9 protein-coding genes are annotated in these 11,220 nt (G+C 67.6%); all 9 read left to right on the plus strand.

All coding sequences use genetic code 11. The features are described 5' to 3' along the window. Positions 1-231: 231 nt before the first annotated feature. The 9 genes from H4O11_RS18155 (at position 232) to H4O11_RS18195 (ending at position 11,198) form a co-directional block, all read left to right on the plus strand. Entirely contained in the window at positions 232-2,811 is a 2,580-nt protein-coding gene (locus H4O11_RS18155; protein WP_182342011.1) for a TonB-dependent receptor plug domain-containing protein, read from the plus strand. A gap of 52 nt (positions 2,812-2,863) precedes the next feature. Beyond that, a complete protein-coding gene (msuE, locus tag H4O11_RS18160) occupies positions 2,864-3,439 on the plus strand; it encodes an FMN reductase (RefSeq protein ID WP_182342014.1) in 576 nt (191 codons plus the stop codon). 178 nt (positions 3,440-3,617) lie between these two features. After that, positions 3,618-3,980, plus strand: coding sequence for a DUF3088 family protein (locus tag H4O11_RS18165; protein ID WP_182342017.1), 363 nt, complete (start codon positions 3,618-3,620; stop codon positions 3,978-3,980). A gap of 14 nt (positions 3,981-3,994) precedes the next feature. Further along, entirely contained in the window at positions 3,995-4,990 is a 996-nt protein-coding gene (locus H4O11_RS18170) for an LLM class flavin-dependent oxidoreductase (protein ID WP_182342020.1), read from the plus strand. Positions 4,991-5,007: 17 nt separating this feature from the next. Beyond that, complete coding sequence (locus H4O11_RS18175; protein WP_182342023.1) at positions 5,008-6,357, plus strand: LLM class flavin-dependent oxidoreductase; 1,350 nt, start codon at positions 5,008-5,010, stop codon at positions 6,355-6,357. Between the two features lie 318 nt (positions 6,358-6,675). Then, entirely contained in the window at positions 6,676-7,824 is a 1,149-nt protein-coding gene (locus tag H4O11_RS18180; protein WP_182342129.1) for an amidohydrolase, read from the plus strand. Then, on the plus strand, positions 7,821-8,429 hold the full coding sequence (locus H4O11_RS18185; protein WP_182342026.1) for a GNAT family N-acetyltransferase: 609 nt from the start codon (positions 7,821-7,823) through the stop codon (positions 8,427-8,429). Before H4O11_RS18180 ends, H4O11_RS18185 begins: the two co-directional genes overlap by 4 nt. Next, the gene (locus tag H4O11_RS19465) at positions 8,426-10,189 is read left to right on the plus strand and encodes an ABC transporter permease subunit (protein ID WP_182342029.1); all 1,764 of its coding nucleotides are present in this window, start codon (positions 8,426-8,428) and stop codon (positions 10,187-10,189) included. Before H4O11_RS18185 ends, H4O11_RS19465 begins: the two co-directional genes overlap by 4 nt. 31 nt (positions 10,190-10,220) lie before the next feature. After that, positions 10,221-11,198, plus strand: a complete 978-nt coding sequence (locus H4O11_RS18195) for an ABC transporter substrate-binding protein (RefSeq protein ID WP_182342032.1) — start codon at positions 10,221-10,223, stop codon at positions 11,196-11,198. Positions 11,199-11,220 lie beyond the last annotated feature (22 nt).

Raw genomic sequence — 11,220 nt, forward strand, 5'->3', positions numbered from 1 at the left:
AGCGCCGAGCCATGCTCGGCGGATTGCGTGGCGGCCGCTGCGCTCGCCGAGCATGGCTCGGCGCTACACATGCGAATGCATGGCGCGGCACCCGAACACATGGCGCGGGCGTTTTGACATTCCCAACGGGCATATCCATGGCGCGATGTGGCGGGTCCGTGGCGCTTTGATGACTGTTGCTGGTTGCCGACGCGCCCTTGAATGGACGGACGTCTCCCATCCGGTCCCCACATGCGCCTGCGCTCTCCGACGCTGTCCCCCCTCTCCGTGCTGGTCGCGGCCGGCCTGGCCGCCGGATCCGCCCCTGCCTTTGCTGCCGGTGCGGATGCGCCGGCCAATACCGTGGTGTCTTCGTCCAACGTGGCTGCCTCGACGCTGGATGCGGTGGTGGTGACCGGTTCGCGCACCAGCAACCGCACGGTGAAGAACAGCTCCACGCCGATCGACGTGATCTCCGCCGAAGACCTGGCGTCCACCGGCCAGGCCAACCTGCTGGAGGCGCTGCAACGCAGCCTGCCGTCGCTGAGCCAGATCGGCGGTTACCAGAGCGACCAGGAAAGCCTGATCCGCGGCTACCAGCTGCGCAACCTGTCGCCGGGGTACACGCTGGTGCTGGTCAACGGCAAGCGTCGCAATGCCAGCGCGTATGTCAGCGGCGCAAACGGCGGCGGCTATCCGGGCCACGCCTGGGCCGACCTTGCGCTGATTCCGGTATCGGCCATCGACCGCATCGAAGTGCTGCGCGATGGCGCCTCGGCGGTGTACGGCTCCGATGCCATCACCGGGGTGATCAACGTGATCCTGAAATCGCAGGCACAGGGCGGTGATGTCTCGGTGGAAAGTGGGCAGAGCATCGATGGCGATGGCAGCCGGACCAGCGTACGCGCCAACATCGGGCTGCCGTGGGGCCAGGACGGCTTCATCAACCTGTCGGGCGAGAGCACGCGGCAGCACCATGCCATCCGCACCCGCCGCTATATCGACGGCTACCTCAGCTACCCGGCCGTCGATGCCGACGGCAACCTGGTCGCGCTGCGGCCGAACAACCAGTTGCCGGCGGGCGCCACGCCCAACCCGGCTGAAGCCGGCCGCGATGCGGAGGCCAATACCATCCTCAGTTCGCCGTCTTACGCGCTGCGCTCCTTCGCGCTGAATGCCGCGCACGGCATCGGCGAGGACGCGCAGTTCTACGCCACCGCGACGGCCAGCGACCGCACCGCGCAGGCGATCCAGAACTTCCGCCTGCCGGCGACCATCTTCGGCACCTACAACGCGCCCAGCGTGTTGAACGTATGGCCCGATGGCTTCCTGCCGGTGCTGGAAACCAAGGAGCAGCAGTACACCGGCACGGCCGGCATCAAGGGCCAGTGGGGCGGCTGGGATTACGACGCCAGCCTTACCGGCAACCGCAATACGGTGCGCACCTACACGCGCGATTCGGCCAATTTCTCGCTGGACTATCCCGGCGCACCGACCGACTTCTACGACGGCAAGCTGGACTACCAGCAGGGCATCGCCAACCTGGACCTGCGCCGTGGTTTCGACGTGGCCGCGTTCGCTTCGCCACTGGAAGTCAGCGCCGGCGCCGAATACCAGCATGAACGCTATGAGCGCGGGGCAGGGCAGTGGGAGTCCTATACCGGCTTCGGCGCCGCCGCGTTCGTCGGCTACTCCACTGCCGATGCGGTGGAGGCCACGCGCAACAGCAAGGCGGTGTATGCCGGCGCGGCCACCAACGTCACCTCGCGCTGGTACCTGGATGCGGCCGCGCGCTGGGAAGACCATTCGGATTTCGGCAGCGTCTCCACCGGCCGCCTGACCACGCGCTTCGATTTCACCGATACCTTCGGCATACGCGCCACGGTCAGCAACGGTTTCCATGCCCCCAGCCTGGGCGCACAGTTCTACCAGGCCACCGGCAGCTGCCCGTGCGGCACCACGCTGGTGGCGCAGGTGTCCTCGCCGGCGGCACTGGCGCTGGGCGCCACGCCACTGCAGCCGGAGAAAGCCAACAACTACAGCCTGGGAGTCACCTGGGATCCCAGCCCCGCACTGCACGTGGCACTGGATGCCTACCAGATCGACATCCGCGGCCAGCTCGGCCAGTCCAGCCAGATCGGCTACAACGCGCAGGATCCGGAGCGCATCACCGACAACAGCGGCACCGTACTCAGCGCGGCACAGAAGAACACCATCGACGCGCTGCTGGGCACGGCTGGCATCAGCATCCTCAGTGGCGATGCGTTCTATGCCAGCTACTTCACCAACGTCGGCGATACCCGCACGCGCGGCCTGGAGCTGACCGTAGAGGCCAACCAGGAAACCGGCTGGGGCAAGCTGCGCTGGAGCTACGCGGCCAACGTCGGCCGCACCACCATCCGCGAAGTGCGCGACATCCCGGAGGTGCTGCAGGGCCTGCCCAACATCAACCTGCTCACCCGCTCCAGCGAATACGCGCTGCGCTTCCGCACGCCGGCCTACACGCAGGTGGCGGGGCTTGGCTGGCAGAACGGACGCTGGCGCTCGAACGTGGATTTCACCTATTACGGGCCGATCAAGCGGCTCAACAACGGCGTGGAATACAAGCAGCCGCCGGTGCTGGTGACCAACCTGTCCGGCAGCGTGGAACTGGGCAGCGGCTGGAGCGCGGCGCTGGGCATCAACAACGCCTTCGACAAGCGCACCCGCAAGGTGCCCGAGCATGCACGCAGCGCCAGCGACGTGGCCAGCATCGAAACCACCTGGGACACCGGCGATGTGTTGAGCACCATCGGCACGTTCTGGTACGGGCGCGTCAATTATCGGTTTTGAGGGTCATGCCAAAAACAGCCGGGCATGGCCTGGCGCTACATGGGAGCGTTTCATGTCATCTGCGTTGAATGTGGTTGCACTGGTGGGTTCGCCGACGCCCTCGGCGAATTCGCGCACGCTGCTGCTGGTGCGGCATCTGCTCGAGGCGTTGCGCCAGCGCGTCAACATCGGCATCGAACTGGTCGAGCTGGCGCCGATCGCGCGCTCGCTGGGGCAATCACTGCAGCGCAGTGAAGCCGAGCCGCAGGTGGAGCGCGCGCTGGCCACGATCGAGTCGGCCGACCTGTTGGTCGCCGCCGTGCCGGTCTACCGCGGTTCCTATCCGGGGCTGTTCAAGCACCTGGTGGATTTCATCGGGCTGGATGCCTTGGTCGACACGCCGGTGCTGCTGGCCGCCACCGGCGGCAGTGAGCGGCATGCGCTGGTCATCGACCACCAGTTGCGGCCACTGTTCAGTTTCCTGCAGGCGCATACCTTGCCGATCGGCGTGTATGCCACGCCGGCGGACTTCGACGAAGAGCGGATCAGCAGCGTTGCATTGCAGGCGCGCATCCAGCTGGCGGCCGAGCGTGCGGTGGGGCACCTGTCGCCGACCGCACTGCATGCGCCGCTGCGCCGCATCGCCTGAGGTGGGCCAGGTGCAGGCGGTGCCATCACCGCAGGCACTTTGCTTATCGCCAATGCGTATCTGGCTGGCGGGATCCGACCGCTGTTTGGCGGGTTAGGGCGCAGCCCGCGTCGGTGCCCTCCCTAGCATCGTGGTTCCAACGGCAGGTTCCTGCCGACCAAGACGAGGACTTCCTTCCGTGTCTGCATCTCCTGCCCACAAACCGATCCTGTTCCTGCTGGACCGTTCGTTCGAAGACGGCCAGTTGCCGGGGCAGCGCTTCTTCTGCCGGCACAGCCTGCTGCTGGAAGGCGCACTGTCCAGCATCGACGGCCTGGATGCCCAGCTGGACGTGCGCCGCATCGGCTTTGCACGGCCACGCCGCGAAGTGATCGCCGAAATCGGCGAACACGACCAGTCGCTGCCGAAGCTGGTGCTGCCGCAGGGCGTGCAGTCCGCGCATGCCAGCGGCGTGCATGAAGACCGCCAGGTGGTGTCCGGTGCCGAGCCGATCCTCGCCGCACTCAACGGGTTGCTTGGCATTCCCGTGGCCCACCCCTGAGCGAGGCGAAGACGATGAGTTACCTGACCAGCGTGCTGGACAAGAGCCCGATCCGAGAAGGCGGCACGCCCGAACAGGCACTGCGCGAGAGCCTGCGGCTGGCCCTGCACGCCGAGCACCTGGGCTACCACCGCTACTGGTTCGCCGAACACCACGCCACGCCGCAGCTGGCCAGCCCCGCGCCGGAAGTGCTGGCGGCCTGGGTGCTGGCACAGACCCATCGCATCCGCATCGGCACCGGCGGGGTGATGCTGCGCCACTACGCACCGTACAAGGTTGCCGAAACCTTCAACCTGCTGGCCAGCCTGGCGCCGGGTCGCGTGGACCTGGGCGTGGGCAAGGCACCGGGCGGCCTGCCTGCCTCCACCGCGGCGCTGGCGGCGGGCCGCCCGGCGGTGGGCGCGTTCGACCAGCAACTGCATGACCTGGAAGGCTTCCTGTCCGGCAGCCTGCCGGCCGACCATCCGCATGCCAACGCACCGGCGCGCCCGGTGCCGGCGTCGCCGCCGGAGCGCTTCCTGCTCGGGGCAAGCCCGCAGAGTGCGCAGCTGGCCGCCGAACTTGGTTGGCGCTTCGTGTACGCCGCGCATTTCGATGGCGATCCACGCAACATCGAAGCGGCGTTCTCTGCCTATCGTGACCTGTCCACGCAGTCGCCGCTGCTGGCCACGGTGGCCTTCGCCGCGCCCACCAGCGAAGCGGCCGCGCGGCACCTTGGCGCGCTGCGCATCTACAAGCTGCATCTTGGGCCCGGGCAGACGGTCAACCTGCCCAGCGCCGAAGCGGCCGCCGATTACGCGCGCCAGGTCGGCGTGGCCGACTACCGCATCGAAGAAACCCATCCCAGCGTGCTGGCTGGCGACGCGCATCACGTCCGCCGCGCGCTGGATGACCTGCACCGGCGTTTCGGTGTCGGGGAATTCATCCTGGACGCGCCGGTGGCCGACATCGACGCGCGCCTTACCTCACTCGAACTGCTGTCGCCCGCGCCACGCGCGGCGGTGGCCTGATCCCCAGGAGTACTGCCATGAGCAAGGTTCCGCGTCCCATCCCGTTCGGCATCATGCTGCAGGGCCCCGGCAGCCACATGCATGCCTGGAAACACCCCTCCAACGTGGCCGATGCCAGCGTCAACCTCGCTTACTACGTCGATGTGGCACGCACCGCGGAAGACCATGGGATTGCCTTCGGCTTCGTTGCCGATGGCCTGTACATCAACGAAAAATCCATCCCGCACTTCCTCAACCGTTTCGAACCGATCTCGTTGCTGTCGGCGCTGGCCACGGCCACCACGAAGATCGGGCTGGCCGGCACCTTGTCCACCTCCTACAGCGATCCGTTCACCGTCGCCCGCCAGTTCGCTTCGCTGGACCTGATCAGCGGCGGCCGTGCCGGCTGGAACGTGGTCACCTCGCCGCTGGAAGGCTCCGGGCGCAACTACGGGCGGGCACATCCCGAACACGCGCTGCGCTACCAGATCGCCGACGAATACCTGGAAGTAGTGCAGGGGTTGTGGGATTCGTGGGATGACGATGCCTTCGTGCGCGATCGTGACAGCGGCACCTTTTTCGCGCCGGAGAAATTCCGCCGGCTGGACCACAAGGGCCGCTTCTTCCAGGTGGAGGGACCGCTCAACATCCAGCGCTCGCCACAGGGCCAGCCGGTGATCTTCCAGGCCGGTGCGTCCGATGACGGCATCGCGTTGGCCGGCAAGTACGCCGACGCGGTCTTTACCCATGCGCCGTCGCTGGAAGAAACGCGGGCGTTCACCCAGAAGGTGAAGAACGCAGCCATCGCGCACGGTCGCAGCGCTGCGGACGTCAAGATATTTCCCGGCATCGGGCCGATCGTCGGCCGCACCATCGAAGAGGCCGAAGCCAAGTACCAGGCCATCGCGGCACTGGCCGGGCTGGACGATGCACTGGCCTACCTGGGGCGCTTCTTCGACCACCACGATTTCACCCAGTACGACCCGGATGCGCCGTTCCCGGAGCTGGGCGAAGTGGGTGCCAACTCGTTCCGTTCCACCACCGACAAGATCAAGCAGGATGCGCGCGAACAGGGCCTGACCCTGCGCCAGGTGGCCCTGCAGGCAGTCAGCCCGCGGCCGAACTTCATCGGCACCGCCGAACACGTGGCCGACGAACTGATCCGCTGGTTCGAAGCCGGTGCCAGCGACGGTTTCATCCTGGGCTTTGCGGTACAGCGCGAGGGCCTGGACGATTTCGTGACCCAGGTGTTGCCGATCCTGCAGGCGCGCGGCTACCACCGGGGGACCCTGGACGGCGGCACATTGCGCGACCACCTGGGGCTGCCGCGCAAGGCCAGCCGGTATGCGGGTGACGCCGATGCCGAACCGCCGCGCAAGGTTGGATGAGGGAATGGTGAGATGAACATCCTGCAGCATCCCGAATCGCAACATTCGGATTCGACCCCTGATCGGCATGGCTCGGCCCGTAGCGCCGAGCCATGCTCGGCGGCTGTTGCTTCCGGCGCCGCTGCGCTCGCCGGGCATGGCCCGGCGCTACCGGGTTCGACCCCCGACCCGCAACGTTCGGGTTCGACCCCTGATCGGCATGGCTCGGTCCGTAGCGCTGAGCCATGCTCGGCGGCTGTTGCCTCCGGTGCCGCTGCGCTCGCCGGGCATGGCCCGGCGCTACCGGGGGGTGACGGGCATGGCCCGTCACTACCGGAGATCGCTGCGCGCGCCGAGGAAGCCATCGCGCTGCGCCACGACCTGCACCGGCACCCGGAACTGGCCTTCGAGGAACACCGCACCAGCGCACGCGTGGCCGAACTGTTGCAGCAATGGGGCTACCAGGTCAGCACCGGCATCGGTGGCACCGGCGTGGTCGGCACCCTGCAGCGTGGGCAGGGCAGCCGCCGCCTTGGCCTGCGCGCGGACATCGACGCGCTGCCGATCCATGAGCAGTCCGGGCTGGCCTATGCCAGCCAGCGCGAGGGCCTGATGCATGCCTGCGGCCACGATGGCCACACCGCCATCCTGCTCTCGGCCGCGCATTACCTGGCCCATCACGGCCGCTTCGACGGCACGCTGCAACTGGTGTTCCAGCCGGCCGAGGAAACCGGCTCGGGCGCCTCGAAGATGATCGCCGACGGCCTGTTCGAACGCTTCCCGGTGGACGCCATCTACGGCCTGCACAACTGGCCGGGCGTGCCCACTGGCCACTTCGGTTTCGTCGACGGGCCGGCCATGGCATCGGTGGACTGGGCCAGGCTGAAGGTGATCGGCAAGGGCGGCCATGGCGCCGAACCGCAGGGCAGTGTCGACCCCATCCTTGCCGCCGCGCACGTGGTGACTGCGCTGCAGAGCGTGGTATCGCGCAACGTGGATCCGCGCCAGATGGGCGTGGTCACGGTGGGGTCGATCCATGGTGGCAAGGCGGCCAATGTCATTCCCGACGAGGTGGAGCTGACCCTGACCGTGCGTGCCTACCTGCCGGAGGTACGCGACACCCTGCGCCGGCGCGTCACCGAAGTGGCCGAACACACCGCCGCTGCGTTCGGTGCGCGTGCCGAGATCGAATTCCCGCGCGGCTTCCCCAGCGTGATCAACCATGCGGCCGAGACCGCGTTCGTGCGCCAGGTTGCGCTGGACGGGTTTGGTCCTGGCCACATCGTGGAGGACTTCGCGCCGCGCACCGCCAGCGAGGATTTCGCTTTCCTGCTGCAGGCACGGCCGGGCAGTTTCGTGTTCGTTGGCAATGGCGACAGCGCGCCGCTGCACAGCCCGCGCTATGTGTTCAACGATGCGGCCATCGCACCGGCGGCCAGTCTGTGGGCGCGGCTGGCCGAACGCTATCTGGTGGAGGAGGGCGCATGAGCGGGTCGGTTTCCAGCGAGCAGTTCCTCTACACCTCCGTCCATGATCCGTTGGCCAGACCCTTGTTCGATGGCCTGGAACAGGAGTATGACAACCGCTATGCGGACGTGCGCGGCCGCGTTGGCGGCAGTGCGCGCGAAGAGCTGCAGCGTTATCCGGCCGAGGCCTTCGCGTCGCCGGTCGGTGCGTTCGTGCTGCTGCTGCGCGACGGACAGGCGATCTCCGGGGGGGCTTTCATGCCGCACCGCGATCCGCACACCGCCGAGTTCAAGCGGATCTGGACCCTGCCCGGGCTGCGCCGCCAGGGCATCGCCCGGCGCGTGCTGCAGGAACTGGAAGAGCAAGCGGTGCGGCAGGGGTATCGCCGCGTGTTCCTGACCACCGGCTTCCGCCAGCCCGAGGCGGTGGCCCTGTATCTGGGCCACGGCTATCGCGCGCTGTTCGACCTGCACGCCGATCCGGAAACCATTGCCCACCTGCCGTTCGAGAAACCCCTGCCGTTGCAGCAGCGCGGTGCAGTCCGGCGGGGCAGCGCCGAGCCATGCCCGGCGAGCGCGCCGCGTGGCGCTACCCCGGCTGGGCCGTTGCACGGGGGCCACGCATGAGCGCACCGTCCTCCACGCTGTCGGGCATCGCCACGCCACAGCCGGCACCGGCACCGGCACTACGCATCGTGCCGGCACGGCACCCGCTGCAGTTGTTCGGCACGCTGCTGGCGCTGGCCTTGATCCTGGTCGGCCTGCAATCGGTGCTGGGCAATCCGCGCTGGGGCTGGGGAACGTTCGCCGAATGGTTCTTCGCCCGGCCGGTGCTGGAAGGGCTGGCCCGCACGCTGTGGCTGACCGCGCTGGGCACCGGGCTGGGGTTTGCGCTGGGTACGCTGCTGGCGCTGGCGCGCGTGTCCGGCTCGCCGCTGCTGTCGGCGGTGTCGTGGGGCTATGTGTGGTTGTTCCGCTCGATCCCGCTGCTGGTGCTGTTGCTGCTGCTCAACAACCTGGGCTACCTGTACAGCACCATTGAACTGGGTGTTCCCTTCACCGACATCAGCCTGTTCTCGTATCCCACCACGCAGCTGATCAGCGTGTTCACCGCGGCGGTGCTGGGGCTGACGCTCAACCAGGCTGCGTTCTCGGCCGAAGTCATCCGCGGTGGCATCCTGTCGGTGGACTACGGCCAGTACGAAGCCGCCGCCGCCCTCGGGCTGCCGCGTGGCCGCCAGATCCGCCGCATCATCCTGCCGCAGGCCATGCGTTCGATCCTGCCGGCTGCGTTCAACGATGTGATCGGCCTGGCCAAGAGCACCTCGGTGGTCTACGTGCTGGCACTGCCGGAACTGTTCTACACCGTGCAGGTCATCTACCGCCGCAACCTGGAAGTGGTGCCGCTGCTGATGGTGGCAACCGTCTGGTACCTGGTCATCCTGACCGTGCTGTCGCTGGCCCAGCACCGCATCGAACGCCGCTTCGCGCGCGGCCAGCTGCAGCGCGAACGCAGCGTATCGAAGCCGCCGACGCCGACGCCGACGCCGACGGCACGGCCAGCGCCGGGCGGCACCAGGCCCGCCTCCGCACGCCCCACCATCGCCACCCAGGTCGCCGCCGGGACCGGTGCAGCGGTCACCCTGCAGGGCGTGGGCAAGTCCTTCGGCGACCAAGTGGTGCTGGACGATGTGCAGCTGGAACTGAAGGCCGGCAGCGTGACCGTGCTGGTCGGCCCGTCCGGCGCCGGCAAGTCCACCTTGCTGCGGCTGATCAACCACCTGGAGCGCGCCGACCATGGCTTCGTCACCGTAGGCGGGCAGCTGGTGGGCTATCGCCGCGATGGCGATACCCTCTATGAACTGGCAGAGAGCGAGATCCGCCGCCGCCGCGCCGACGTCGGCATGGTGTTCCAAAGCTTCAACCTGTTCCCGCACCTGACCGCGCTGGAAAACATCATCGAAGCACCGATGGCGGTGCGCGGCATCCCGCGCGTGCAGGCCGAACGGCAGGCAGCGGACCTGCTCGAACGGGTCGGGCTGTCGGACAAGGCCAATGCCTATCCGCGGCAGCTGTCCGGTGGGCAGCAGCAGCGCATCGCCATCGCGCGGGCGCTGGCGCTGCAGCCCAAGGTGCTGTTGTTCGACGAACCCACCTCCGCGCTGGATCCGGAACTGGTCACCGAAGTGCTCAGCGTCATCGAAGAACTGGCGCGCTCGGGTACCACCCTGGTCATCGTGACCCATGAACTGGGGTTTGCCCGTCGCGTGGCCGACCACGTGGTGATGATGGACCAGGGCAAGGTGATCGAGCAGGGCCCGCCGGACGCGATATTCGACCACCCACGCCAACAACGAACCGCCGATTTCCTGGCCAAGACGCTGTAGCAGCTGCCCCTCCTTTCCTGCAGGGAATCCCATGAGCTCTTCTCGCAACAAGCGTCGCTTGTCCGCCAGCACGGTGGTGATCGCCGGTGTGTTCATCGTCGGTGTCGCCGGTATCGTCTATTCCCGGGTAACCTCCGGCGGCGATGCGCCGGACGCCGGTGCCACCTCGCTGGCCGATCGTGATGCACCGGCGCTGGCTGGCACGCCCGATGCGCAGGCACAGGCGCTGTTGCCGGCCGGATTCGACTTCGTGACGCCCGGCACGCTGACCGTCGCCACCCATCCCGGGCAGTTGCCGCTGGCCGATTACGGTGCCGACAGCAAGCAGATAGTGGGCGTCGAACCGGACATCGCCCGGCTGATCGCCGATGGGCTCGGCCTGAAGCTGGCGCTGGTGCCGGTGGCCTGGGCGGACTGGCCGCTGGGGCTGCAATCGGGCAAGTACGATGCGGTGATCTCCAACATCACCGTCACCGAAGAGCGCAAGCAGAAGTTCGATTTTTCCAGCTACCGTTTCGACCTGCTGGGCATCTATACGCGAACCGATGGGCCGATCCGGAAGATCGAGAAACCGGCCGACGTGGCCGGGCTGAAGGTGGTGGTCGGTGCCAGCACCAACCAGGACCAGATCCTGCGGCAGTGGGACAGGCAGAACATTGCCGCTGGGCTGAAGCCGGTGGAGTACCAGTATTTCGATGATTCGGTGATCGGCCGGCTGGCGGTCATCACCGGGCGTGCGGATGTGTCCTTCGAACCCAATGCCACCGGCGCGTATTCGGCCCGCGATGGCAAGGTGCGCCGGGTCGGGTTGTTCCCCGGCGGCTGGCCGGACGCGGCCGCGATTTCGGTCACCACGCGCAAGGGCAGCGGGCTGGCCGAGGCCATCACCCAGGCATTGAACGCACAGATTGCATCGGGCACGTATGCCAAGGCATTGGAGCGCTGGAACGTGGCCGAAGAAGCGGTGCCGGAATCGGAAACCAACCCGCCGGGGTTGGTCGGGCTTTGAACCCCGGCGAAGGCGCCGCGCT

This window comes from Stenotrophomonas tumulicola, assembly GCF_014117215.1.
Lineage (GTDB): Bacteria > Pseudomonadota > Gammaproteobacteria > Xanthomonadales > Xanthomonadaceae > Stenotrophomonas > Stenotrophomonas tumulicola.

What these genes read in the sequence shown, in the direction of transcription:
- msuE (WP_182342014.1), top strand. Translation starts at nt 2,864, where the DNA reads ATGTCATCTGCGTTGAATGTGGTTGCACTGGTGGGTTCGCCGACGCCC.
- H4O11_RS18175 (WP_182342023.1), top strand. Translation starts at nt 5,008, where the DNA reads ATGAGCAAGGTTCCGCGTCCCATCCCGTTCGGCATCATGCTGCAGGGC.
- H4O11_RS19465 (WP_182342029.1), top strand. Translation starts at nt 8,426, where the DNA reads ATGAGCGCACCGTCCTCCACGCTGTCGGGCATCGCCACGCCACAGCCG.
- H4O11_RS18195 (WP_182342032.1), top strand. Translation starts at nt 10,221, where the DNA reads ATGAGCTCTTCTCGCAACAAGCGTCGCTTGTCCGCCAGCACGGTGGTG.
- H4O11_RS18155 (WP_182342011.1), top strand. Translation starts at nt 232, where the DNA reads ATGCGCCTGCGCTCTCCGACGCTGTCCCCCCTCTCCGTGCTGGTCGCG.
- H4O11_RS18185 (WP_182342026.1), top strand. Translation starts at nt 7,821, where the DNA reads ATGAGCGGGTCGGTTTCCAGCGAGCAGTTCCTCTACACCTCCGTCCAT.
- H4O11_RS18170 (WP_182342020.1), top strand. Translation starts at nt 3,995, where the DNA reads ATGAGTTACCTGACCAGCGTGCTGGACAAGAGCCCGATCCGAGAAGGC.